Consider the following 26456-nt stretch of genomic DNA (forward strand, 5'->3'; position numbering starts at 1 on the left):
CTAACATCTTTAATCTATTATTCCCTTTCAGCTGCCTTATTTACTCTATAAAGGAATTTAGGTATTTCACCTAATCTCTTAACCCTTGAAGGCTCTTTTATTGTCCTATGAAGCCATTCAAGGCCTAAATTTATCATCCACTTAGGGGCTCTGTTGACTTTACCTGAAATAACGTCAAAACTGCCTCCTACACCCATAAATGNNAGAAGTTCTTCCATATATCTTATTATAAAATTTTCTTGCCTAGGAGCGCCCATAGCTATAAATAATGCATAAGGATTTTTATTTTTAATATCCTCTACAATATGATCACAATTACTCATATCAAAATATCCATTATGGCTACCTACAATGTTTATTTTAGGATATTTTATTTTTAATTTATTTATACATCCATCTAAATTTTCTTGTGAAGTTCCTAAAAGATATTCTGGCTTTTCCTGAGCCTCACAATGCTTAATTAATTCTTCCATAACTTCAATGCCAGCTATTTTTTCCCTTACAGGAGTTTTAACCAGTTTAGAAGCTATTACTGTACCTATACCATCTGGTATAATTACAGAATTATTATCAGTAAAACTTCTAAATAAAGTTTCATTTGTTAGTCCCAAATTCAATATTTCTGGATTACCAGAAATAATATTTACTTTATCTTTTTGCACTACATAATCAATTAGTTCTTTTTTAGATCCCGAAAATATAGTGTAATTTAATAATTCTATACCCATTAGATCCTCCAATTAAAAAGCTCCCTCACTCTTAAATACCTTTACCACTGTTTGAAAAAGTATTTTTATATCTAACCATAATGAAAAGTTTTTTATATATGTTAAATCATAATATATAGTTTTTCCAAGTTCAATTTCTCCTCTTCCATTTACCTGCGCTAATCCTGTTATTCCAGGCAGTACCAAAAGTCTTTGATAATAATTTTCCGGGTAATATTTAACTACATCAGGTATTTCTGGCCTAGGACCTATTAAGCTCATATGTCCAAATAAAACATTGAACAATTGTGGTATTTCGTCTAAGCTAGTTTTTCGTAAAAAAGCCCCTGCTTTAGTCACTCTATTATCTGATCTGCTTTGAAATACAAAATTATCCATATTGCTTGGATCAATTTCTAATTCTCTTTTAGCTTCTGCTGAAACCACCATAGTTCTAAATTTATATATTGTGAAGTTCTTTCCATCTTTTCCAACTCTAACTTGCTTAAAAAATGCTGGTCCTTTAGAATCAAGTTTGATCCATATAATAAGTATCAAGAATATTGGAGATAAAATAATTATACCTATTAAAGAGAATATTATATCCATTAATCTCTTAATTGCAAATTGTATAGATCTACCTTTAATCTCACTATAAACATCTATTCTAATGTCATTATTATGCATTAACATTTCCTCCATTTAATAAGGCATTAATAAATAAGTAACTACTCTCTATATTTACATATTTTGCTCATACTGTGGTTATATATTTCACTAATCTCCTCACTATTAGCAAAACATTTATTCTATATTTCGAATAGTTATTTTACATGCCTAACCTTTAATTATTAAGATACTTTATGCTTTCTAAACTGCAATAATATAGCCTCTCCTAATCCTATAAATACCCAAAAATAAGTTGTTGTTTGTGGTGAAAAAAATAAATTATCAAGCATATTCATAAGTAAAAATCCTATGGCTGATGCCATAAATCCCATATAAAAAAATTTATAATACTTATCTTTTGATTTCTTATACACTCCTATTATAGTTCTAATTGAAGCTACTAATGTAGATATAAATAGTGCTATACCAAATATACCAAGCTCACTTTGTACTTTTAAATAAGAGTTGTGACTACTAAATCTATGGTAGTCAGGATATTTATATTGGGGATATTTTTTAACATATTCATCATATAATGATACATAGTTCCCATTTCCTACTCCTAATATAGGATGTTCTTTTATCATCATTCTCGCAATTTGCCATAGCTTCACCCTAGGTCCATTAAGGATTTCTTCTGTAATATTTGTAAACCTTGATAAAAGAGATTTATCAAATAAAAATATAGGTATTCCAAGTAAAAATAAGAATAAAAATTTATAGCTATACAAAATTCCTAAAACTACAAATCCAATTACAAGGCCTATAATTGAGTTTCTAGAGGCGGTAAGCAATAAATTAATTAATACAAGTAAAGATAGAATTATATAAAATCCTCTAAGCCTATTATTTTTTGTACTAAAACTTAACATCATAATAGGGAAAAAAGCTAATACTAAATATGCTCCAAATCCATTAGGATTTTGCATAGTAGAGGTAATTCTTACTACTGTACCGCTAGTTTCTAAACCTGTAAATTTCTCATTTAATCCTACTCCAGTGAAGTATTGAATTACTCCAAAAATACAAAGTAAAGTTGTGGTGAACAAAAAACATCTAATTATGGTTCTAATTCTCTCTTTACTATTAGCCTCATATTTTATTATAAATATAAGACCAATATAAGTTATAAATCTAAAAGTCTCCATAATTGATAGCCCTTTTTCTGTAGCATAAGAAATAGACAATATCATAATAAATGATAGCAATACCATGGATATTCCTAAAAGTGATGAAAAGAAATCTTTTAAATTTCCCCAAAGCTTTTTTCTATTTTCTGAAGATAAAAGCATGTTAATAATATAAAGTAGTAATATTAATATTAATATTACATCAGAAATTTTGCTAAATCTTCCCATACTTTCACTAATTAGTGGAAGTACTACTATGTAAGTACATATTAAAAAATATATTACCTGTGACATAATACTCATTTAAACACCAACTTTATAACTTAAAATCTCTTAGTTTTTTAGAAAAAACAATTATTTTTTCTAAAGATACCTTGTTTAAAAGTGCCCCCTACTAAATGTAAGGGACATTTTAAAGAATTATTTTTTATATTTATCTACAATTCTCTTAACTGCATATATTACATCTTCTATATCTTCATCAGACATTTTTGGATATAATGGCAAAGATAAAATTTTATTAAAGTGACTTTCTGTCACTGGGAAATCTCCTTCTTTATATCCAAATTCATTTTTATAATAAGACATTAAATGTACAGGTATGAAATGTACACTTGTTCCTATATTTTCTTCTGCTAGTTCTTCTATAAATTTATCCCTATCAATAGTTAATTCATCTAGGTTTAATTCAATAACATATAAATGCCATGCATGATCACAGTAATCTTTAGTCACTGGAATTGTAATTTCCTTCATATCTCCAAAAGCATCATTGTATGCCTTTGCAATTTCTATTCTTCTGTTTTGCATATCATCTATTTTATCAAGTTGTCTTAATCCTAGTGCTGCTTGTATGTCAAACATATTATATTTGTATCCTGGATATTCTATATCGTATCTCCATGAACCACCTTTTCCATATCTGTTCCATGCTGCTTTGCTCATACCATGACTTGATAATATTCTAGCTTTTTCTGCTATTTCATCATCATTAGTTGTAAGCATTCCGCCTTCTCCAGTACAAATGTTTTTAGTAGCATAAAAGCTAAAAGATGCACATTGTCCTTCTGCACCAATTCTTTTTCCTTTATATTTAGTATCTACAGCATGCGCGGCATCCTCTGATACAAATAAATTATGTTTTTTTGCTATCTCCCATATTTTATCCATATCACAAGCGTGACCTGTATAATGAACTGGTACTATACCTTTAGTTCTTTCTGTCATTTTTTCTTCTATTTTATCTGGGTCTATGCAGAAAGTAACTGGATCAACATCCACAAAAACCGGTGTTGCACCAGTATGTATTATAGTATTTGCAGAAGCTGAAAAAGTCATAGGTGTTGTTATTATTTCATCTCCTGGTCCCACTCCATTAGCTACTAAAGCTATGTGTAATGCTGCTGTAGCTGAGTTCATAGCAATGGCATGCTTAGCTCCTGTATATTCTGCAAATTTTTTTTCCATTTCTATAGTTCTAGGTCCTTTTGCAACCCATCCCGATTTTAGGGCATCTACAACCTCATTTATATCATCTTCTCCAATTAATGGTAATGCATAAGGTAAGAAAGTCTTTCTAACTTCAGTTTTTGACATTATTCTTCACTCCTCTAAAATATATCTACCTCGATGTTTTAATATTCTTTTCTATACTCTTTTTTGATTTAAATAGTAAAAAAACAAATATTCCTTCTAAAAATCCACTTCCGTAGCTTAGATGTAGTATAAAAAAGGTTAACATTACTTGAGGAACATATTTTAAATTATCCTTTGATGTTTTAAACGCAAAAGTAAAGGCACCTAAAAAGTACGCTAATAATTCTGCTGCAAAACCATATCTTGCAAATTTAAAGAAGGGACTTAACCCTATTCCTAATATCATACTTATTACAAATAATACAGGAATTAAATGTCTTATTGATGCTGGTTTTTTATGTTTTTGAATTACTCTTACCTTCCAAAATCCATATTGATAATACTGTCTCCAAAGCTTAGAGAAAGATCCTCTTGTATAATAATGAGATATTATATCTGGTGATAATAAAATCTTATTTCCACTTTGAGTCACTCTAAAGTTTAATTCATCATCTTGATTTCTTACAAACTCTTCATCAAACAATCCAATTTCATCAAAAATTTTCTTTTTGTAAGCACCAAAAGCAACAGTATCTACATACTGTTCTTTATCAGAAAATCTAAATAATGCATTGCCCACTCCAAAAGGAGAAGCCATTGCTAATGAAATTGCTTTAGCAATACCATTTTCACTAATATTAATTATTTTTCCCCCAACGCAAGCTAAACTTTCATCATTATTTAATTTTTCTACACAAAACTTCACATAGTCTTTGTCCATATAAGCATGTGCACCAAAAATTATAATTATTTCCCCTTCTGCTCTCTTAATTCCTAAATTCATAGCAGATGGAGCAACTCTTTTTTCATTTAATACTAATTTAACTTGAGGGTATTTTGAATTAAATTCATTTATAATTTTTTGAGTATTATCCTCTGAACATCCATCACAGACCAATACCTCAATATTTTCAATTCCATAGCTTTGATCTACCATCGATTGCAGACATTCACCTATATATTTTTCTTCATTTCTACAGGGAATTACTATTGAAACCTTTGTCTTCTCTGTCTGATTCAATATATCACTCCTTAATTAGTAATGCGCTATTATAATTTAATGAAAAAATTTACTGTAATTATTTTTGTAAAAGCTTATTATAAAGCATTAAACTCTTTTTTGCATTACTTATCCATGTACATTCATTTATGACCTTTTCTTGTGCCCTCTTGCCAATAACTTCTCTGAGATTTTTATCACTAATAAGCTTATCTAACTTATCCATCAGTGAATAAACATCTTTAGGTTCAGCTAACATTCCATTAAAACCATCTTCTATTATATCATTAATGCCTTCACCTTTCACTCCAATTATTGGTTTTCCAAAAGACATAGCTTCAATATATACCACTCCAAAACCTTCTCTATAACTAGGCATAGAAAAAATATCACATTTTCTCATATGTTCCATAGTATCGCTATGAGAAAGTCTACCTAGAAAATTAACTTTTTCTTTTATGTTAAGTTCCTCACACAGTGCTTCTAAATTGGCTCTTTCAACTCCGTCACCAATAACAGTATATATTAAATTTTCATGTTTCTCCATTAAGGTCTTTAAAGCCCTAATATTTAAATCTATTCCTTTTGCCTTTAATAGATTACCAGCACTTAAAATTTCAATATATTCTTTATTTCCATCTTCTATAGAAGGTAAGCTTTGTATCTCCACTCCATTATGTATAACCTCAATTTTTTCATAAAATTCTTCTTCACTTACAACATTTTTTAACTTATTACTTACAGTTACTACTCTATCACAGCTATTTAATACCCTAAATAGCTTCTCTTTGCAATCTACACTTCTGTAAATAGTCTGTTGAAAATCTTGACCATGAATAGTAGTTACATGAGGAATTTTAAACTCTTTATTTATCATCATAGTTGCAAAACCATCTGGTAGGGCTACATGAGAATGAATTATATCTGGTTTAAATTCATTTATAATTTTCTTAACAGTTCTCTTGATACCCCTAGCCATGAAATATCCAGATTTAGAAAATAAAATTCCTTTTGGAAACTCTAAATATCTAGGATGGCATATCTCTACATCTTCTAATACTCTATTCTTAGGTATCTCACTATATTTTTTCCACTTACTACTTATTAATCCTAGCGGAAAAGGAGCCATAGGAATAGGGGATACAACCTTTACTTCACATCCCTCATCCATTAAAGCCCTTACCTGTTTATGAACAAATATTCCTGCCATCTCATTCATAGTATTAGGATACATATGAGATATAACTAAAACTTTCATTCTACATCTCCCCATACATTTTATAAAAATTATTCTATTAGTTTATTGTAAAGTTCTAGAAGCTTTAATTTCTCCACTTCCCAAGAATAAACCTGTTCTATAAGTTTTCTATTTTTATTTCCTATCTTACTAATTAAATCAGGATTTTCCATATAAAACTTAATATTTTCAGCTATTTCATTAGGATCTTGTGGATTTACATATGTAGCACCATCTTTAAAAACACTTTTCCAGTAAGGAAAATCTGAAATTATCATAGGTAACCCACAAGCCATATATTCAAAGGCTTTAGTAGGCCAGCTTACTACATAATTTGCTGCTGGATGAAGTGTACACATACCTAAATCACTAGATTTCATATAGGAATATACTTCATTTACAGATACTCTACCTAAATAATCAGTATACTTCCATCCTTCAAGGCTTCTACATTCATCTTCAAAAACCTTATCATCAAAAGCCCCTAAAAGAATTAATCTTGCTTCTCCTTTAAGTAATCCTATAGATTCTATAAGCTCTTTTATTCCTCTAATTCTTGTAAGCCCACTGGCACATATGACATTAAACTTACCATTCTCTAAAGTTTTAGGGTCTGATTTATCTATAACTTCTAATGAAGGTACATTTCCAACTACTATAGTTCTATAATTCTTATAAAATTTCTTTTCAATTTCTGGTATTACAGTTACAACTGCGTCAAATTTTTCAGCATTATTTTTTTCAAATATATTAAAACTTTTAGATACAATTTTTCTGACGAATTTAGGCCCTAACCACTCTTTATCTAAAATTTGATTAGGCACATCCTCATGAACATCATATATGACTTTTTTACCTTCTCTTTTTAATTTTATTCCTAATGAAATTAACTCAGGATCATGAAAATGGTATATATCTGCATTTACTGATAATGCTAATTCATAAGCTAACTTCTTCTTCTTAAACATTCTCTCCATTCTACTACTACTTTTAGGTAGCGGAACTATGTTTACTCCATCAACAGTTTCCTTTTTATCATGAGTTGCAATTAAATATACTTCAAAACCTGCATTTGCTAGCGTTTTACACTGCTTGTGAAATATTCTATTATCAAAAACAGGATGAGCAGTTGTAATATGACAAACCTTAGTCATATTTCCCCTCCTTTATGCAATTAAAATCTTTCTATTATATTACTATCCCTTAGCAAAATAAATTTACTAAGGGATTTGAATAAATCTCAATAATTCACAATAAACAATTATTGATTTTCCAATAATTGTTCCTTTGGTACATCTCTAAATACTTTAGCTGGACTCCCAGCAACTATTTTTCCTCTTTCTACATCTTTAGTAACAAGAGCACCTGCTGCTACAAAGCCATCTTCATATATCGTCTTTCCTGGAAGGATTACAGCACCTGCACCTATTCTTCCACCTTTTTTAACTGTTACCCCTTTAAACTTCCCAAATCTCTCTTTAGAACGGGCAGCATAGTTGTCGTTTGAAGTTGTAACACAAGGTGCTATAAATACGTAATCTTCAACCTCTGAATAAGCAGTTAAATATACATTGGTTTGTATTTTACAATTGCTACCTACACTACAAAAGTTCTCTATTGTTGTGCCTCTTCCTATTATAGTTTTTTCTCCTATAGAAACATTTTCTCTTATTGTAGCACTATCTGCTATAAGAGTTTTTTCTCCTATAGTTGCACCAGCATAAATTATAACTGAAGCACCAATTAAACATTGAGAAGAAATTTTTGATGGAGGTAGTTTTTCTTCATCTTTAAATATGCTGTTTACACCTCTCATAGGCAATTTTCCTATAATAGTGTTATCATCAATTCTTACATCATTTTCTATAATTGTACCACTATGTATAACTACATTATGTCCTATTATACAGTTATCTCCTATAGTAACATCATCCTCAATAACTGAAAATTTACCTATAGTAACATTAGAACCTAGCTTGCTTTTTTCTGAAATATAATTCATAATTTCTCTCACTTTCTAAAACTATTTTTTTATTTTTTCTACGTCTTTCATTTCTAGAGTTGAGAAATCACCCATTGGGAATTTAACTGGTAATCCAGTAAGTCTTGATTTATAAGCTGCAAGAATAATTTCCATAGCTTTTTTACCTTCTTCACCATTTATTAATGGTTCAGTATTATTATTTATTGCATTAATTACATTCTTAAACAATGATGTGTGTCCAAATCCATAAACTGTATCAGGATCACCCTCTTGATTCTTAAGAAGATCAGCTTCTTCTTCCATATTATCTTCAAACTTCCAAGTCTCTATGTTATTAACTGCAAGCCCACCAATGCAAACTGTTCCACTTTCACCAAATATACTTAATGTCTCCTCTAAATTTTTAGGGAATACACAAGCTGTTCCTTCTACTATTCCTATAGCACCATTTTTAAATCTTATAACTATAGCACCAAAGTCTTCAGCATCTATATCTCTTAGGAAAGTATCACATTGAGCATAAACAGTGTCTACTTCTCCACCCATCATCCATTGTAATAAGTCTATATTATGGATGCATTGATTCATTAATGTACCGCCATCTAATTCCCATGTACCTCTCCAAGGTGCTTGCTGATAGTATCCCATATTTCTATTCCAAAGTATTCTTGCAGTACCATTTACTAATCTACCAAATCTATTGCCTTCTATTGCGCCTCTAAGCTTTTGAATTGGAGCATTAAATCTATTTTGATGACTTACACTAAGTTTAACATTATTTTTCTTCGCTACGGCTATCATATCATCTGCATCCTTTGTTGAAAGTGCCATTGGCTTTTCACAAATTACATGCTTTCCATTATTCATGCAGTATATAGCTATTTCAGGATGATATCCACTTTCTGTTGCTATGTAAACTATATCTATGTCTTCATTACTTAACATTTCTTTATAGTCAGTATAAACTTTAACATCACAGTCACTGCCTATACCTTTTATGTATTCTTCTTTTTTCTCTATAGCCTTTTCTTCTAAAACGTCACAAGTTGCAACAAGTACAGCTTCCTCTTTATTATTAATTATAGCCTCAACGCCTTTATAAGAAATTCTTCCGCATCCTATAATAGCAAATTTAAATTTATTCATATCTTCACCTCATCAAATGTAATTACAATTTAGGCATGCAAAATTACATCTAGTATAATTATTGCATGCCATAGTTTTACATACTAACTTAAAGCTAGCTAAATATTTATTATAATTTAAAACAATTATAGTTTATTTATCTTTTCTCTATTATTTTTAACATTTTTAGTTGCATTTCTTGTATCATATAATAGATTTGCTTTTTCAACTATACTTTCGTAGTCGTAGCAGCTATGGTCAGTAGTAATAACCACTATGTCAGCATTTTTGATTTCATTTTCCCATACTACAGAAACATACTCTTTTCCTTTATGTTTAAATGATGGTATATATGGATCATTTACAATAACTTCTGCTCCTTTTTTCTCTAATAGTTCTATAACCTTAAGAGTTGGAGATTCTCTCATATCATCTATATCCTTTTTATAAGCTGCTCCCATAAGTAGTACTTTTGAACCATTTAATGCTTTTTTATCACCATTTAATAAATTCATTATATTTTCAATAACAAACTCTGGCATATAATCATTAATTATACCTGAAGTTTCTATTAGTTTTGTATGGTAATCATATTCTTTTGCTTTCCACTCTAGATAAAATGGATCAAGAGGTATGCAATGTCCACCTAATCCTGGACCTGGATAAAATGCCATAAATCCATATGGTTTAGTTTTAGCTGCATCTATAACTTCCCAAACATCTATTCCCATTCTCTTACATAATATAGCCATTTCATTTGCTAATCCTATATTTATGTTTCTAAATGTATTCTCAAGAATTTTTTCCATCTCAGCAACTGCTGGTGATGAAACTTCCATTATTTCTCCCTCTAAAACATTTCTGTATAATTGGGCAGCAATTTCAGTACATTCTTGTGTACATCCACCAACAACTTTAGGAGTATTTTTAGTGTTGAAATCCTTATTACCTGGGTCAACTCTTTCAGGTGAAAATGCTAAGAAAAAGTCTTCTCCACATTTTAATCCTGTTTCTTCAAGTATTGGCTTTATAACTTCTTCAGTCGTTCCTGGATAAGTTGTACTTTCAAGAACTACTAACATTCCTTTATGTAGGTATTTAGCAACATCTTTAGTTGAGCTTACTACATATGATAGATCTGGCTGTTTATATAGATCTAATGGTGTTGGAACAGCTATGCAAACTGTATCAACATCAGCCACAAAACTAAAATCAGTTGTTGCCTTTAATTTTCCTTCTTTTACTAGCTTTTCTAAATCTGAATCAACAACGTCTCCTATGTAGTTACGTCCTTCATTCACCATTTTAACTTTTTTATCTTGAACATCAAATCCAATTACTTCATAACCAGCTTTAGCTTTTTCAACTGCTAATGGTAATCCTACATATCCAAGTCCAACTACCCCTAATTTAGCAGTTCTATTCTTTAATTTTAGTAATAATTCTTCTCTTAATTGCTCTGACATCTTATTTCCTCCTAATTTAAAATTAGACTACTTTTGTTATAATTTTCTATTTACCAAAGAATTCTTTTATCTTATCAACTACATATTGTTGTTGTTCTAATGTTATTTCAGGATATAATGGCAATGCAAAAGTCTTAGTGCACGCCTCTTCTGATACAGGGAAATTTCCTTCAGTATATCCTAAATGCTTATATACATCTTGAACATGAACAGGTACCGGATAATAGATTCCTGTTGAAACTCCATTTGCTTTTAAATGTGCTATTATTTCATCTCTCTTAGGAGATTGAACAACATACATATGATATACATGATAATTTTCTTCTTTTTCAGTTGGAGTTACTAAGTCTAAATCTTTTAATAGTTCATTATATATATGAGCTTTTTTATTTCTTTCACTATTCCATTTTGCTATATATTTTAATTTTACTCTTAAAATCGCTGCTTGCATTTCATCAAGTCTAGAGTTGTGTCCTATAGCTGTATGATAGTATTTAACCTTGCTACCATGAGCTCTTAGCAATCTAATTTTATCAGCTATTTCATCATCATTTGTAACAACCATTCCTGCATCTCCATAAGCACCTAAGTTCTTAGTTGGGAAAAATGAATAGCATGACACATGACCTATTGATCCTGCTCTTTTTTCTTTATACTCTGCTCCTATAGCTTGGCAGGCATCTTCTATAACATATAAGTTATGCTTATTAGCAATTTCCATTATTCTATCCATATCACACATTTGTCCAAAAATGTGAACTGGTATAATAGCTTTTGTTTTCTCAGTTATATATTTTTCAATACTATCTGGATCTATACATAATGTATCCTCTTTTATATCAGCAAATACAGGTATTGCACCCACAACAGATGTAGTTTCAGCTGAAGCAAAGAATGTAAATGGAGTTGTGATAACTTCATCTCCTTCTTTAATATCTAATGCTTTTAATGTAAGCATTAATGCATCTGTACCATTAGCTACAGCTATTCCGTTCTTAACACCTGTAAACTTAGCTATTTCACTTTCTAATTCCTTTACATTAGGTCCCATTATAAATGTTGAAGACTCTAATACATTTTTTATTGCTTCATTTACTTCATTTTCTATAGTTCTATACTGAGCATGCAAATCTAATAAACTAATCTTCATAATCATTTTCTCCTTAGTTTATAACTTAATTTTGTTTTCTTTTATATGTTGGCACTTTTTCTTCCAACAATTTTATAATCTCTTCTTTACTTTTATCTTTTAATGCTCTAAACTCCTCAATAGATTTTTCGATATATTCAATATCAGTACCTATTGGCTTTTCTACAAAAATTTTTTTATGCTCTGTAGATGTTAGTGCAACTTCATCCATTAATAACTCTTCGTATAATTTTTCTCCTGGTCTTAAACCTATATATTCTATTTTTATATCTACATCCGGTTTATATCCAGAAAGACTTATTAAATCTCTAGCCAGATCTACCATTTTAACTGGTTTACCCATATCAAGCACAAAAATTTCTCCACCTTCAGCCATACCACCTGCTTGTATAACTAATTGTGCTGCTTCAGGTATTGTCATAAAAAATCTATTTATTTCAGGATGAGTAACTGTTACAGGCCCTCCACTGGAAATCTGATTTTTAAATATTGGTATAACAGAACCATTACTTCCAAGTACATTTCCAAATCTAACAGCTACATATTCTGTTTCACTCTGCTTATCAAAAGCTTGTATAATAAGCTCGCAAAATCTTTTTGTAGCTCCCATTACATTTGTAGGATTAACAGCCTTATCAGTACTTATTTGAACAAATCTTTTAACTTTAAATTCATCACTACATTTTACCACATTATAAGTACCAATAATATTGTTTTTTATTGCCTCCGTTGGGTTATTTTCCATAAGAGGCACATGCTTATGTGCAGCTGCATGGAAAACCACATCTGGTTTATAAGTTTCAAAAACATCTCTTAATCTTTTTATATCTCTTACAGAAGCTATAATTACTTTCTTTTTAAGCTGTGGATTAATTCTGTTAAATTCCATTTCTAAATCATAAGCATTGTTTTCATAAATATCTAATATTACAAGTAATTTAGGATTGAACTTCGCTATTTGTCTGCATAGTTCTGAACCAATGGATCCACCACCACCAGTTACTAATATAACTTTATCCTTAATATATTTATCTATATTTTCATTGTTAAGTTTTATAGGATCTCTTCCTAAAAGGTCTTCTATATTAACATCTCTAAGTTGAGAAATATTAATATTACCATCAATTAATTCATATATGCCTGGAACTGTCTTAAGCTTACACTTTGTTTGTTTGCATATATTAAGTATTTCTGTTTTAGTTTTTAAGTCTGATGAGGGCATTGTTAATATTATTTCTTTAACATCATAGTCTTCACATATCTCAATTATATCTTTCCTACCGCCTAATATTTTAATACCATTTATACGTTTTCCTTTTTTTTCACTATCATCATCAATAAAACCAATTATATTGTAGTTTAAATCAGCATGCTTTTTAATTTCTTTAATTATTAAAGCACCTGCGTCACCAGCTCCAATAACAAGTACATTTATCATATTTTTGCATTTTAATTCTGTGTTATCTTTATTTTCGATAATCCTTAATAAGAATCTAAATCCACCTAAGCTAAGCACACTTAATAGCCAAAATATTATATGCATAGTCCAAGGAAATCTATAATAAGGACTTCTTAAAAATGTATGACTAATAAAATAACTATAAAATATGAATACAATATTGGTTAAAGTTATAGAATATACTATAGAAAATAGCTCCTCTATAGAAGCATACTTCCATATATTGTCATATAATTTAAACAACTTATTAAAGAAAACTGTAAATATAATTACTGGTACTACTGATAGTTGAAAAAACACCCAATAATTACGAGGGATATTAAAATCAAATTTTAAAAATAAGGCTATATATAATGATAGAACTATAAATAAGATATCTACTAAAACTATTCTCTTATCTGTTTGCATAATTTCACTTCCTAAGCCTTTTATTAAGTTCAAATCCATTTATCATTTTACAACATTTTAATAATAAATCAATATTTTTTTTAGACCTTTACAGCCATTTTACCACTATCTACTTTAAATTTATATAGAAAATGCTACTTTTTTACAAGATATTTGCGAGGACTTTAGACATTATTTCATTAGAATCTATTAAATAAATAAATTTATTCTAAGCTAAAGCTATTTAAACCAATGTTTAATTAGCTTTTATGATTGAAATTAATTTTAAAAATAATTTTTCAAGAAAAGTTACCATGCAAGAAAAGTTACCATGATTGCTTTTTAAAACTATTCTAACTTTCATCATAAAAAGGAAATAACGATAATTCTTTCTTCTTAATTTTTTAAGTATTTTTCTATATCCTTCAATACTTCATCATTAGGATCAAGTTTTTTTGCTATATCAAAATGAATCTTAGCTTGAGTGTTATCTCCTATATTTAAATAACACATTATTAAATTTGTACATATTTCTACCGACTTTGTAGCTTCAAAAGCACTTCTAAAGTACTTTATAGCAGCTTCATAATTTCCTAGACATGCATAATTAATTCCAAATTCATTTATAACTTCTACATAATCACTGCTTATAGTTATTGAATCATTTAAATAATATATTGCCTTCTCATAGTTCTCAAGTACTCTATAAGCTATTGCTATATAATAATATATTTCTGCACTATCTCCTAATTGTTCTAATAATGGTAATAATATTTCTAATGCTTCTTTTGGAGATTCATATACCATTTCTTTTGCTTTATCATAGCTTGTAACCATCTCTAATGATGCTTTAAATTCTATTACATCATCAGTCTTTTCTCCATCTAATGCAATGTATTGATTAATAGAAAACAAGGCTTCTTCTAACTCCTTATCATCTCTTTTAATAATAGCTTCATATAGATATGGAGTTGCAAAATATGATATGTTTTTTGCATCTTCTATCAAATTTAATTCTTCTTCTTTAAATAATGAATTTTTCTTTCTTATTTCATCTACTAATAGTAAAGCCTTATTATAGTTGTCTTTTGCATCTTCTACGGATATAAGTCCTCTTATTAATACATACGCATCTTCGTACTTTTCTTCTTTAATTTCTCTAAATATTACACTTTTTATAAGCTTTAAACTATCTGGAATGCTTTTTATTAAATTTTCATAGGTTTTATTAAATTTAAAATTCTTATCACTACCTAATACATAAAACATACCTTCTATAAATAAATTTATAGGTATATCTTTAAGATTATCTCCAACTTTAGTTTTTTCTACAATTGCTTCACTTCTCACTGGTAAATAAGTATTGTCCTCAAAAGTAAAATTATTGATTTTACTTCCTTTTTTTATTTCTAAAAACAACACTTTAGATAATTTTTCTAATAAATAACTTTCTATACTCATAATCCACCATCCTAATAAACATATTAGTAATATAGAAACAAATCAAAATAATTATATTTGTTATTTGTTTCATTAAATCTCAGTATTTAAATATTATATCAAATTTAATATAACTTTTAAAATATTTAAATATTGGGAATTTCTATTATTATCTGTATTTCACTAGCATAAAGCCTTAAAATCTATTGCATTTAACATATTATTGTCTTATAATTAATTTGTTTTAAATGAAATTGAACGAATGATAAGATTTAATCTTATAACACAAGGAAATTATTGTAGAAAGAAGGGATACTGCATTGTATAAGTTAAATCAAAATGAAACTCCATTATTTGATGCCCTAATGGAGTATGTTAACAGAGACACTCTGCCTTTTCACGTACCAGGTCATAAAAAAGGTGTAGGTGTTGATAAAGAGTTTAAAGATTTTATGGGTGAAAATCCTTTTAAAATTGATGTTACAGTATTTAAACTAGTGGATAGTTATCATCATCCAACTGGCCCAATAAAAAAGGCTCAAGAACTTGCTGCTGACGCTTATGGTTCTGATGCTTGTTTTTTCTCTGTTCATGGAACTTCAGGTGCAATTCAAGCTATGATACTTTCAGTAGTAGGAGCCGGAGATAAAATTATTATTCCTAGAAATGTACATAAGTCAATTACAGGAGGAATAATTTTAGCTGGTGCTATTCCAGTGTACATGCAACCAGAGTTAGATAAAAAGTTAGGTATAGCAAATGGAGTTTCTCCTGAAACTGTTGAAAATGCATTAAAAGAAAACCCAGATGCTAAAGCGGTTTTAATAATAAACCCGACTTATTATGGTGTTGCTACAGATATAAAAGAAATAGCTGATATCGTTCACTCTTATGACATACCACTTATTGTGGATGAAGCGCATGGTCCTCATCTAAATTTCAATGAAAAACTTCCAGTTTCCGCTATGGAAGCAGGAGCGGATATCTGTGCTCAAAGTACACATAAGATAATAGGTGCATTAACTCAAGGTTCATTATTACAAGTTCGTTCAAAGCGTGTTAGTATTCCAAGAGTTAAACAAGTCCTTAACTTAATGCACACAACATCGCCATCATATATTTTAATGGCATCTTTAGATACAGCAAGAAGACAAATTGCATTAGAAGGTAAAGAATTACTAGATAAAACAATTGAATTATGCAATTATGTACGTGAAGAGATTAATAAAATTCCTGGCTTCTACTGTTTTGGAGAAGAAATATTAGATAAGCCCGGTGCCTACGCATTTGATCCAACAAAGATTACTATAACTTGTAGAGATTTAGGGATAACAGGATACGATCTTGATATGATTTTATCAAATAAATATCATATCCAAATGGAGTTATCCGACTTATACAATGTTTTAATAGTTGGTTCTTTTGGAGATACAATGGATGGCATGGAAAGATTATTTAAAGCATTGAGAGAAATAAGTGCTGAGTATTATGGAAAAGGAAGTAAAAAGGCTGACTTTATAGATATCCCTCAAATTCCAGAACAACTACAAATACCAAATGAGGCCTTTAACAGCGTAAAAACTTCTGTTAAACTTTCAAGTAGCGTAGGAATGATAAGTGGAGAATTCCTAATGGCATATCCGCCAGGAATACCAGTGCTATGTCCAGGTGAAAAAATAACTCAAGAAATAGTGGATTACGTACAAAAACTTAAAGATACAGGATTATACGTTCAAGGTACAGAAGATCCTGAAGTTGAATATATAAAAGTTGTTAAGGAAGAGGATGCTGTTTACATAGATGTTACTTAAGCTCTGCATTCTTGACTTAGTAAACAATTAATTAAAACTTTATTGTAATAGAATTAATTTTTATATGATATTTTATTAACCCCTAGCAAATTATTGTTAGGGGTTATTTTAATTAAAAGTATTTTAATATCTTTTAAAGGAAATAAGATTAAAGATGTTCATTAAATAATAAACATCCAAAATTCTCTATTGCCTTATATGTTGCATTTTTTCTTCTGCTACTCTTTTTCCAGCATTGTCAACTAACTTTATATATTGATTATAATTCATGCTTACTACATTACCATAAGCTCTTAATAGGTTTTGATAATATCCCATAGTGTAATGAACTTTCATCAGATGTTCTGTATGTTTAGTATTAAATAGAAATTTAGAGTTTCTTCTTCTTTTCTCTGCTTTTCTTTTAATATCACCATAGAACTCTGCTCCTTTACCTATCAGAAGTATCTTCTCATAGTTAACAGCTAGAACATCTCTATAATAGGGTTGAAGAACCTCTACCATCATTTCATTAAAGTACTCATGCTTAAGTTTTTGCTCTTCTATGGCATCTTTTAAAATTTCTAATTTTTCATTGTTCTTATTTCTAAGTTCAGGCAATTTTTTCATAATCTGAAGAACATTATCAATATTTTCTGGTTCTTTTTTCTTAATTAGCTCTAGTCCAAGAATCATTTTTTCATAATCATTTTTATCTTTGTTTACTTCTCCTTCACTTTGAAGTGCTGACAAAACACTTCCTGGTTCCTCATTTAAATATATGTCCATATAGTAAAATAATTTACCTAATCTTTCACACAAAAACTTATCTTCAATTATATTATCATTTTCATCTATGTACATATAGCACTCTGGTTCACTACTAAATTTTTTAAAAAACTTTTTAAAAAAGACCACTTCTCTAAACAATCTATCATGAAGCATAGCAGGTTTAGAAACTTTAATATCTTCTGTAGATTTTTTGTAAGGTTTTAGCTTTATGATTAATTCCTTTGATGGCGCTGCATATATTGACATCTTAAACTCCTCCTGTTATGTATATAAAATCTATGCCCTAATATAAAATTCAAATTTCTATAAGTTAAAAGTTATATGTATATTATAACAAATATTTTGAAAAATCCTATAATTAACAATTAGAACTTATTAAAAAGAGAGATAGATCATAACTTTAAAAACAAACTAGTTCTAATTATACCTTAAAAAAATATCAACTATCTTCATATATTAATTTTAAACTTGATATGTATTAGTATTATAATACCATAAAATTATTATAGATTTATAAATTTTTTACATAATCAATATATTATTTTTTTCATATTATAAATTATATGATATAGATTATTAATATTATCGCTTAATTAAATTTAAGCAAAATAAAGCATATTAGCTAGCTTTTGAACATACCTAATTTGAAAGTTTCTCTCTTAAATAGAAAGCAAATTAATCCATAAATAAGTTTAAAGGGTACAATTATTATGAAAGAATATTTTAATTATAAAGACTCTGAGGAATCTCTAAATCATACTGCCCAGAACAATTCTCATGCTTCTAAAATTAAGACTGCCCTAGGTTTAATCTATATTACTGAACCTTTTATATTAACTTTTCAGCCTGGTGGCAAGTATATTCAAATTCCCTTTAATGCTTTCTTACCAGAGTCAAATGATGTAACTATAAATCTTCCAAATATAATAATAGCTCGAGATGGAATATATGAAATACAGCTTAATATGATAGTGCTATTTCCAAGTATTGATGAAATTACTTTACTATCACTTTTTGCTGGTCCACTCAATGGAACTATTAGTATAAACGGTTCTCCTATAACTGAAGGTACTTTCTTTTTTGGCCAATTAGTAGCTAAATCACCAATACGTCTACCTTTCTTAAAATCGATCATAACAAAATTGACTACAGGTGATAGAGTTGAAATTTTAGTTACCAATTTCCCATCTGAAGAAATTATAATTGAAAAAAGCACTCTATCCGTAGTACAAATTTCTTAATATTTTAATTGTTATAAGACAGTAGATTTTATAAAAACCTTGTCTTATGATAATATATTATTAAATTAAAAGCCTAGCTCTATTATAAAGAGCTAGGCTTTTAGTCTTAAGCTTCCATACCTGCTTTTAAAGCTTGTTTATTTAACTCTATTGCCTTTGATGGAACTAAACTTGAAACTACATCTTCCCAATCTATCTCATCAAGATTTAACGCTTTTAATAATGCACCTAATAACACTACATTTTGTGCTTTTATATTTCCAAGATCTTCAGCAATTTTTGCAGCATTTAAAGTCACTAGATTTTCCACTTTTTCTTTTAAAGATTCTATTACACCCTCTGGATACTTCTCAGCTCCTATTAATACTGGTACAGGATGAATTTCATAATCATTTACTACAAGGTGTCCACCCTCTTTTAAATAAGGAAGTGCTCTTAAAGCTTCACTTTTTTCAAATGCAACTATAGCATCAGCTTTTCCTTTTTCAATTAATGGTGAATATACTTTTTCACCAAACCTTACTTGAGTGGTAACGCTTCCACCTCTTTGTGCCATTCCATGAACTTCAGACATCTTTACATCATAGCCATGTCTTAACAATCCTTCTGATAATATTTTCGAAGCTAATATAGTACCTTGACCACCTACACCAATAAATAATATATTTTTAACTTCCTTCATATTATTCACCAACCTTCTCTATAGCTTTAAATGGACAAACTTGCTTACATAACTCACAGCCATTACACATAGATTCATCTATTGACACTATACCATCTTGGAATTTAAGAGCCGGACAGCCTGTTTTTAAGCACATTTTGCATTTTCTACAAGTATCTTGATTTACTCTACAACTCAAATCTGCTCTTGCCTTTAATACTTCTTTTATTAATGCACAAGGTTGTTTTGTAATTATTACAAAAGGCTCTTTGCTTTTATGTGCTTCTTCCACTGCTTTATTTGTTTCTTCTAATTTATAAGGGTCAACAACTCTTATATTTTCTTTTTTAACTCCACAAGCAAGTACTAAATCTTCAATATCAATCATAGGAGCAGGATTATTCTGAAGAGTTTTTCCTGTTCCTGGATTCTCTTGATGCCCTGTCATTCCTGTAATTCTATTGTCTAAAATTACGGTTGCTATTGGAGTATTATTGTAAACTGAGTTTATAAGACCTGTAACTCCTGAGTGGAAGAAAGTTGAATCTCCTATAAATGAAAATACCTTTTTATCTTCTCTCTTCGCTATCATTGAAGCCCTTTCAATTCCTATTCCACCAGAAATTGAAGCACCCATACAAATTACTGTATCCGCTACATTAAGAGGCGCATTCATACCTAAAGTATAGCAACCTATATCATTTGCAGCTATTACATCTTTATATTTAGATACTGCATAGAATATTCCTCTATGTGGGCATCCTGGGCATAATACTGGTGGTCTTGAAGGTGGTCTTACATCTACTGAATATTTAACCTCATTAACATCACCTAAAATAGCTTTTCTAATTATATCTGGATTTAACTCATCACAAATCGGTATTATTTCTTTACCTTTGCAGTTAATGCCTAGCACTTTAACTGCATTTTCTAAATATGGATCATTTTCTTCTACTACATATATGTTTTCTACCTTAGATGAAAATTCTTTTATCATTTCATCTGGCAGTGGATAACTCATTCCAATCTTTAAATATGAAGCATTATCACCAAATACTTCTTTACAATACTGATAGGAAACACCGCTGGTTATTATTCCTATTTTAGTATCTCCAATCTCAATTCTATTTAGCTCGCAGCTATTTGAATATTTTCTTAACTTCTCTAATCTTTCTTCAACTTCATAATGTTTTAATTTAGAATGTCCTGGAGTCATTATATATTTTCTTATATTTTTTTCATAAGGTTTTACTGCAATTTCTTGTTTTTCACCTGATTCTACAATAGTTTTAGAGTGAGAAATTCTTGTTGTAACTCTAAATAATACTAAAGTATCAAATTCTTCACTAATTTCATAAGCTTTTTTCACAAAATCTAAACATTCTTGAGAATCTGACGGTTCTAACATTGCTACTTTAGCATGTGGAGCGTAAAATCTGTTATCTTGTTCATTTTGAGATGAATGCATTCCTGGGTCATCAGCTGTAACTACAACAAGCCCTCCATTTACACCTTCATATGCCATTGTAAATAATGGATCAGCAGCCACATTTAGCCCAACATGTTTCATTGTAGTTAAAGCTCTAGCCCCTCCTATTGAAGCTCCTGCTGCAACCTCAAAACCAACTTTTTCATTTGGAGCCCATTCAGCATAGACACCTTCATAAGTTGCAAAGTTTTCTAAGATTTCTGTACTTGGCGTACCTGGATAAGCAGAAGCAACATGGCAACCTGCTTCATAAGCACCTCTTGCTATTGCCTCATTTCCAGTCATAATAACTTTTTTCATATCTTCCCCTCCATATTCCCCATAATATCTGTTACGTATTTGGAATTTAACTTTTATAAAAGCTAATTAAAATAATGAGTTTTTAATTAGTTTACTTTAAATAAATTAATTTTTCATAGTAAGTTTTATCTTTAAAATACATGAAATAACTTGCAAATTTATAATTAAACTAATGTTGCCCCAAGAGCTATTGAGTATAATTTAGACTTAGCACTATCCGCCCTTGATACCAACACTACGGGGCATTTTGCTCCTACAATTACTCCTGCACTTTCAGCTTTTGCAAAATAAGTCAATGACTTCCCTAAGAAATTTCCTGCTTCAATACTTGGAACAAGCAATATGTCTGCTTCTCCTGCTACATCACTAATAATTCCTTTATGTGCTGCTGCCTCCTTAGAAATAGCATTATCTAAAGCTAATGGACCATCAATTATGCATCCTTTTATTTGTCCTCTTTTATTCATTGAAGCTAATGCTGCTGCATCTAATGTTGCTTGCATACTAGGGTTTACTACTTCAACTGCACAAATGACTCCTACATTTGGACATTCTATATCTAAAGCATGAGCAATTTTTACTGCATTATTAATTATTCCAACCTTATCTTGAAGCTCTGGGTATGGCACCATTCCTCCATCAGTTAAAAATAGCAATTTATGATAACTAGGAACATCATAGAGCATAACATGAGATAATAAATTACTTGTTTTTAATCCTGCTTCCTTATTTAAGACTGCCTTTAGTAAATCAGAGGTACCTAGCATACCCTTCATTAAGAAATGCGCCTTCCCTGTTGAAACTAACTCTACTGATTTTGCTGCTGCTTTTTTGATATCCTTTTCATCAACAATTTCAAATCCAGTTAAATCTAAGTTACCTTCTACAGCAATCGCTTGAATTTTTTCCTTATCCCCAACTAATATAACATTAACTATATTTTCTCTAACAGCTTGTACTGCCGCTTCTAAAACAACTTTATCCTGTGCAACTGCAATTGCAAGGGTCTTTCTCTCTCCAAGCTTTGCCTTTTCAATTATTTGCTCTAATTTTTTAATCATAAATTCCTCCTTAGATAACAAATTCTTTATATAGCCCCCTATTTTTTGAAGATGCCTAAAGTAAGATTGTAAAATTATCTTTGGTCAACTCCATTAAAGCATATGACTTTTTAAATAAATTAATGTTGAAAATTTTTTTGCATAGAATACTATGTCATAAAAACTTAAAAATTTATTCTTAATTTAAGTATAAAGATTTAAAATATTTTGTCAATTTCAGCAGCTAAAGTGCATATAATATTTTTTTATATCAAAAAAACGTGAATAAATCACGTTTTTCTGATAAATTTTCATATTAAAAACTTTTTTTGATTATATAAGTAAATTTACAATATCATTGCTGCTATAGTAGCAAAAATTAATAGTGGTATATTGTAATGTAAGAATGTAGGTACACAGGTATCCCAAATGTGATCATGTTGACCGTCTACATTTAGCCCTGATGTTGGTCCAAGAGTACTATCTGATGCAGGTGAACCAGCATCCCCTAAAGCTCCTGCAACACCTATCAGAACAACTATAGCTGGTATGCTAAATCCTAAACTTACTCCTAGTGGGCAGTATATAGCTGCTATAATTGGAATAGTCCCAAAAGAACTTCCTATACCCATAGTAACTAATAGCCCAACTAAAAGCATCAATAGTGCTCCTATTAATTTACTTCCTCCAACCATGCCAGCTACCGCTGCTACTAATGCATCAACTGCACCAGTTTGCCTTAATACTTCCCCATATCCTGCGGCTACTAGCATTACAAAAGCTATGAATCCCATCATTCTAATGCCACCATCCATAAGATTGTCAATATCACTCAATTTAATTGCTCTAGTTATAAATAATACAATTAAAGCACATAATCCTCCTAATGGAAGTGACCCTGTAAGAATTTGAACAGCAAAAGCAGATATTGCTGCTAAAAGAGCAAACCAATGCTTTGAAGTCATTTTTATATCTTCTGTTTCTTGTACTAATCCTTCTATAGAAATATCTTTATATTCTCTTGGCTTTCTGTAAGAAATAAACACAGCTATTAATAGACCTAAAAGCATTCCTAATCCTGGAATCCACATAACTTTCGTAATCATGCTATTCGTAACATTTAGCCCATTTGATATCATTTCATCTTTTATAATGTTATGGAATATAAGTCCAAATCCAATGGGCAAAGTTATATATGGTGCCTTTAATCCAAAGGTTAAAGCACAAGCAACCCCTCTTCTATCAATTTTTAATTTATTCATTAATATTATCAATGAAGGAATTAAAATAGGAATAAATGCTATATGAACTGGTATTAAGTTTTGTGAGAAACAGCTTATAAGAGCTATTAATAAAACAAATGCTATTTTCTTATCTTTAACTATATTAGATATTTTCTTTGCTAGTATGTTTGCTAGTCCTACCTCATTTACTGCAACAGCTAAAGCTCCCAATAAAATATAACTCAAAGCTGTTTGTGAGTTTCCTCCCATTCCTCCTATAAGGACCCCCATAGCCTCACCTATGCTCATTCCTGATGATACCCCTGCAACAATTGCAGAAATTAAAATGGCTATCAGTACATTGAGCTTAAAAAGACATAAAACTATCATAACCATAACAGAAATAAATACTGGATTTAATAATATCATAATAAAAACCCCCTTTAATTTGTAAATATACTCGCTATTTACTAAGTTTTAACATTTGAATACTTAATATAACTAACATAAAAGATACTAAATTAATCTTCTATGATAATTAACTTTCTTCTTCATAATTATATGCCTATAAATGTTCTATAAACTGAGAAAGCGAATTGATAATACTATGGGCAACCATACTATTTGCTATAGAGCGAGATTTCCAAACAATTATTCCTAAAACAAAGGCAGCAATAAATGTCCTTATAAAAACAAATATAGGATAACTGCCTAAATAATAAATATGACCTAACATAAATATTGAGGATTGAAATATTAAGATCCATGATTCTTTCCATTGAAACTTCCGTAAATAACCCCAAATAAATCCTCTAAAAAGTGGCTCTTCACTAATTGCAGCATAGTTAAACTGAAACAAAGTTACTGGCAACAATTGAGAAATTTTTATATATCCTAGTTTATCAATGGACTTGAATTCAGTTATTAAAAAGCTAACTCCAATCCCTACTATAATAGAAACTATTAATTCAACAATTACTTTCTTTAGGCTTTTCTTTGGTAATGAAAATTTGTGATTAATTAATAATATTAATAAGAATATTGCCATAATTAAAGTTATACAATCAAGAAAATTATATTGTAGATTATATTGTATTTGCTGAGAGTTATCAGCAGAAATGGTGCTTAAAAAACCTATCATAGGCATTATAGTAAATAATATCATAGAAAAGAATGTAAAATTAAATTGTGATAATTTTTTTCTTTCATATATTATCAAAATAGAAGTTAATAAATAAGTACCGTTTGTAAAAATGCTATTCATTATATCATTATCTAAAGGTATTATTTTAAAAATAACTGCAAATGCAAAAGGAAATCTCAAAAATAAAAGTAAAGTCACCATGATTATTGGAATAAATTTACACAAAGGCTTATAATTGTTTATTTTAATTATAAATCCTCCCTATTTTCATTATTCAAACTCAATAAAATCATCTAGTCAGACTACTATTGCTAAATTACCTAATTACATGCTTTTTATAAAGTATTACATATATATTTCCAAAATTAACTAAATATTCTGATTATTATTTCTAATTTTTCAAAAGATAATTACCTACAAAATAAAACTACAATTTTTCTATCTCTATGAAATTAAATTTATATATTATTATATTAACATAAAATATACTACTTAATATACCCCCTATACAGAAAATCAACAAAAAATTCATTTTTGTTAAACTCTCTATCTAAGGGACGGTTCATTTTATTTCTATAAAAGTACTACAATCTTGTCTAGGGCATAATTCTAATTAGATATAATTATGAACTGTCCCTTAAAATGATATAAAATATGTTCATAAATTTAATATAACTATGAACCGTCCCTTAAAAATGATAATATAGAAAGATAATTTGGAAATAATTATGTATTTTAATAATTGAGATACTTATTCTATTCTTAGCTTGTCCTATTTTATGTATACATATATACAAGTAATGTATAAAAAATTTTATTTTAAACTATTATGCTATTTTCTGAGTGTTCAAATCTATTAATTCATCTAGTATAGTTCTGTAAAATTTATCTTTAATTATCAATTCTACTCCATATTTGCAAAGCATAGATACATTAGACTGTGTTATATTCTCTAGTGTTTTACATATTTCTTTTTGACTTTTACCGCTAAACTGAGTTAAAAGCATTACATATATAGCCTTTGCTTCTCTACTTTCTCTTCTATGTTTTAATTTTAACTCTATCTGTTTAACCCCTGTCTTCTCACAGACAAAATTACTTATTTCCTCTTCTGAACAATTTCTAAATAAGATAATTTTTTCACTTCTATATTCTGATTTATCATTTTCAAATTCCATTTCTTTAAGTTTTTCTTTTTCTACATTAAACATAGTTTTATAATAGTTCTCTCTTGCCCTCCTTTTTCTCCTACCAAAGAAACTCATTATATATTCTTCATTACAAAGATTAAATCTGTTTTTTTCTAATCCTAGATATAATGATAAACTTGAATATGTGTATTCTTCTGGCTTTTCTTTGTATTCCTTTATATCTACTGGATTTCTAT

The 26456-nt window shown here is 29.3% G+C and carries 21 protein-coding genes and 1 pseudogene; 2 read left to right on the forward strand and 20 right to left on the reverse strand.

The genetic code is table 11. The annotated features are described in order from the left end of the window. Positions 1–17 precede the first annotated feature (17 nt). The 13 genes from B2W91_RS04945 to B2W91_RS05005 all read right to left on the reverse strand — a co-directional run bounded on the left by B2W91_RS04945 (position 18) and on the right by B2W91_RS05005 (position 15410). Positions 18–728, reverse strand: coding sequence for a WecB/TagA/CpsF family glycosyltransferase (locus tag B2W91_RS04945; RefSeq protein WP_291579171.1), 711 nt, complete (start codon positions 726–728; stop codon positions 18–20). Between the two features lie 12 nt (positions 729–740). Continuing rightward, positions 741–1394 carry a sugar transferase gene (locus tag B2W91_RS04950; RefSeq protein WP_291579172.1) on the reverse strand — a complete coding sequence of 218 codons (654 nt, stop codon included), beginning with the start codon at positions 1392–1394 and terminating at the stop codon, positions 741–743. Positions 1395–1558: 164 nt separating this feature from the next. Next, complete coding sequence (locus tag B2W91_RS04955; RefSeq protein ID WP_291579173.1) at positions 1559–2809, reverse strand: O-antigen ligase family protein; 1251 nt, start codon at positions 2807–2809, stop codon at positions 1559–1561. 117 nt (positions 2810–2926) lie between these two features. Then, positions 2927–4102 (reverse strand): DegT/DnrJ/EryC1/StrS family aminotransferase, encoded by a 1176-nt coding sequence (locus B2W91_RS04960; protein WP_291579174.1) that lies wholly within the window; start codon positions 4100–4102, stop codon positions 2927–2929. Positions 4103–4127: 25 nt separating this feature from the next. After that, positions 4128–5162 (reverse strand): glycosyltransferase family 2 protein, encoded by a 1035-nt coding sequence (locus B2W91_RS04965; protein ID WP_291579175.1) that lies wholly within the window; start codon positions 5160–5162, stop codon positions 4128–4130. Between the two features lie 58 nt (positions 5163–5220). Continuing rightward, positions 5221–6399: a glycosyltransferase gene (locus B2W91_RS04970; protein WP_291579176.1), complete on the reverse strand. Its 1179-nt coding sequence runs from the start codon at positions 6397–6399 to the stop codon at positions 5221–5223. Positions 6400–6428: 29 nt separating this feature from the next. Continuing rightward, the gene (locus tag B2W91_RS04975) at positions 6429–7532 is read right to left on the reverse strand and encodes a glycosyltransferase family 4 protein (RefSeq protein ID WP_291579177.1); all 1104 of its coding nucleotides are present in this window, start codon (positions 7530–7532) and stop codon (positions 6429–6431) included. A gap of 107 nt (positions 7533–7639) precedes the next feature. Then, entirely contained in the window at positions 7640–8380 is a 741-nt protein-coding gene (locus B2W91_RS04980) for an acyltransferase (protein ID WP_291579178.1), read from the reverse strand. A 21-nt stretch (positions 8381–8401) separates the two neighbouring features. Continuing rightward, positions 8402–9508, reverse strand: coding sequence for a Gfo/Idh/MocA family protein (locus tag B2W91_RS04985; protein ID WP_291579179.1), 1107 nt, complete (start codon positions 9506–9508; stop codon positions 8402–8404). A 125-nt stretch (positions 9509–9633) separates the two neighbouring features. Next, positions 9634–10953: a nucleotide sugar dehydrogenase gene (locus B2W91_RS04990; protein ID WP_291579180.1), complete on the reverse strand. Its 1320-nt coding sequence runs from the start codon at positions 10951–10953 to the stop codon at positions 9634–9636. Between the two features lie 46 nt (positions 10954–10999). Next, the gene (locus tag B2W91_RS04995) at positions 11000–12103 is read right to left on the reverse strand and encodes a DegT/DnrJ/EryC1/StrS family aminotransferase (RefSeq protein ID WP_291579181.1); all 1104 of its coding nucleotides are present in this window, start codon (positions 12101–12103) and stop codon (positions 11000–11002) included. 25 nt (positions 12104–12128) lie between these two features. Next, on the reverse strand, positions 12129–13970 hold the full coding sequence (locus tag B2W91_RS05000; RefSeq protein ID WP_291579182.1) for a polysaccharide biosynthesis protein: 1842 nt from the start codon (positions 13968–13970) through the stop codon (positions 12129–12131). A 375-nt stretch (positions 13971–14345) separates the two neighbouring features. Next, positions 14346–15410: a tetratricopeptide repeat protein gene (locus B2W91_RS05005; RefSeq protein WP_291579183.1), complete on the reverse strand. Its 1065-nt coding sequence runs from the start codon at positions 15408–15410 to the stop codon at positions 14346–14348. A gap of 299 nt (positions 15411–15709) precedes the next feature. On the opposite strand from B2W91_RS05005, the gene B2W91_RS05010 reads away from it, so the two are divergent. Beyond that, entirely contained in the window at positions 15710–17200 is a 1491-nt protein-coding gene (locus tag B2W91_RS05010; RefSeq protein WP_291579184.1) for an aminotransferase class I/II-fold pyridoxal phosphate-dependent enzyme, read from the forward strand. Between the two features lie 186 nt (positions 17201–17386). On the opposite strand, the gene B2W91_RS05015 is transcribed toward B2W91_RS05010, so the two are convergent. Further along, positions 17387–18217, reverse strand: a complete 831-nt coding sequence (locus B2W91_RS05015; protein ID WP_291579185.1) for a hypothetical protein — start codon at positions 18215–18217, stop codon at positions 17387–17389. Between the two features lie 464 nt (positions 18218–18681). Here B2W91_RS05015 and B2W91_RS05020 point away from each other — a divergent pair, with 464 nt between their 5' ends. Next, the gene (locus tag B2W91_RS05020; RefSeq protein WP_291579186.1) at positions 18682–19212 is read left to right on the forward strand and encodes a hypothetical protein; all 531 of its coding nucleotides are present in this window, start codon (positions 18682–18684) and stop codon (positions 19210–19212) included. 106 nt (positions 19213–19318) lie between these two features. Here B2W91_RS05020 and B2W91_RS05025 read toward each other — a convergent pair whose 3' ends face one another. From B2W91_RS05025 to B2W91_RS05050, 6 genes and pseudogenes are all read right to left on the reverse strand, one after another. Then, positions 19319–19894 carry an indolepyruvate oxidoreductase subunit beta gene (locus B2W91_RS05025; protein WP_291579187.1) on the reverse strand — a complete coding sequence of 192 codons (576 nt, stop codon included), beginning with the start codon at positions 19892–19894 and terminating at the stop codon, positions 19319–19321. Between the two features lies 1 nt (position 19895). Next, positions 19896–21662: an indolepyruvate ferredoxin oxidoreductase subunit alpha gene (gene iorA / locus B2W91_RS05030; protein ID WP_291579188.1), complete on the reverse strand. Its 1767-nt coding sequence runs from the start codon at positions 21660–21662 to the stop codon at positions 19896–19898. 164 nt (positions 21663–21826) lie between these two features. Then, on the reverse strand, positions 21827–22723 hold the full coding sequence (locus B2W91_RS05035) for a phosphate butyryltransferase (protein ID WP_291579189.1): 897 nt from the start codon (positions 22721–22723) through the stop codon (positions 21827–21829). A gap of 326 nt (positions 22724–23049) precedes the next feature. Then, positions 23050–24354: a Na+/H+ antiporter family protein gene (locus B2W91_RS05040; RefSeq protein ID WP_291579190.1), complete on the reverse strand. Its 1305-nt coding sequence runs from the start codon at positions 24352–24354 to the stop codon at positions 23050–23052. A 136-nt stretch (positions 24355–24490) separates the two neighbouring features. Next, positions 24491–25249 (reverse strand): CPBP family intramembrane glutamic endopeptidase, encoded by a 759-nt coding sequence (locus tag B2W91_RS05045; RefSeq protein ID WP_291579191.1) that lies wholly within the window; start codon positions 25247–25249, stop codon positions 24491–24493. A gap of 647 nt (positions 25250–25896) precedes the next feature. After that, positions 25897–26456, reverse strand: a pseudogene (locus B2W91_RS05050) (transposase); the annotation flags it as partial.

This window comes from Clostridium sp. UBA6640, from assembly GCF_002455975.1.
Classification (GTDB): domain Bacteria; phylum Bacillota; class Clostridia; order Clostridiales; family Clostridiaceae; genus Clostridium_J.

What these genes read in the sequence shown, in the direction of transcription:
- B2W91_RS04980 (WP_291579178.1), bottom strand. Translation starts at nt 8,380, where the DNA reads ATGAATTATATTTCAGAAAAAAGCAAGCTAGGTTCTAATGTTACTATA.
- B2W91_RS04995 (WP_291579181.1), bottom strand. Translation starts at nt 12,103, where the DNA reads ATGAAGATTAGTTTATTAGATTTGCATGCTCAGTATAGAACTATAGAA.
- B2W91_RS04950 (WP_291579172.1), bottom strand. Translation starts at nt 1,394, where the DNA reads ATGCATAATAATGACATTAGAATAGATGTTTATAGTGAGATTAAAGGT.
- B2W91_RS05040 (WP_291579190.1), bottom strand. Translation starts at nt 24,354, where the DNA reads ATGATATTATTAAATCCAGTATTTATTTCTGTTATGGTTATGATAGTT.
- B2W91_RS05020 (WP_291579186.1), top strand. Translation starts at nt 18,682, where the DNA reads ATGAAAGAATATTTTAATTATAAAGACTCTGAGGAATCTCTAAATCAT.
- B2W91_RS04985 (WP_291579179.1), bottom strand. Translation starts at nt 9,508, where the DNA reads ATGAATAAATTTAAATTTGCTATTATAGGATGCGGAAGAATTTCTTAT.
- B2W91_RS05005 (WP_291579183.1), bottom strand. Translation starts at nt 15,410, where the DNA reads ATGAGTATAGAAAGTTATTTATTAGAAAAATTATCTAAAGTGTTGTTT.
- B2W91_RS05035 (WP_291579189.1), bottom strand. Translation starts at nt 22,723, where the DNA reads ATGATTAAAAAATTAGAGCAAATAATTGAAAAGGCAAAGCTTGGAGAG.
- B2W91_RS04960 (WP_291579174.1), bottom strand. Translation starts at nt 4,102, where the DNA reads ATGTCAAAAACTGAAGTTAGAAAGACTTTCTTACCTTATGCATTACCA.
- B2W91_RS04990 (WP_291579180.1), bottom strand. Translation starts at nt 10,953, where the DNA reads ATGTCAGAGCAATTAAGAGAAGAATTATTACTAAAATTAAAGAATAGA.
- iorA (WP_291579188.1), bottom strand. Translation starts at nt 21,662, where the DNA reads ATGAAAAAAGTTATTATGACTGGAAATGAGGCAATAGCAAGAGGTGCT.
- B2W91_RS05025 (WP_291579187.1), bottom strand. Translation starts at nt 19,894, where the DNA reads ATGAAGGAAGTTAAAAATATATTATTTATTGGTGTAGGTGGTCAAGGT.
- B2W91_RS05000 (WP_291579182.1), bottom strand. Translation starts at nt 13,970, where the DNA reads ATGCAAACAGATAAGAGAATAGTTTTAGTAGATATCTTATTTATAGTT.
- B2W91_RS04970 (WP_291579176.1), bottom strand. Translation starts at nt 6,399, where the DNA reads ATGAAAGTTTTAGTTATATCTCATATGTATCCTAATACTATGAATGAG.
- B2W91_RS04955 (WP_291579173.1), bottom strand. Translation starts at nt 2,809, where the DNA reads ATGAGTATTATGTCACAGGTAATATATTTTTTAATATGTACTTACATA.
- B2W91_RS05015 (WP_291579185.1), bottom strand. Translation starts at nt 18,217, where the DNA reads ATGTCAATATATGCAGCGCCATCAAAGGAATTAATCATAAAGCTAAAA.
- B2W91_RS04975 (WP_291579177.1), bottom strand. Translation starts at nt 7,532, where the DNA reads ATGACTAAGGTTTGTCATATTACAACTGCTCATCCTGTTTTTGATAAT.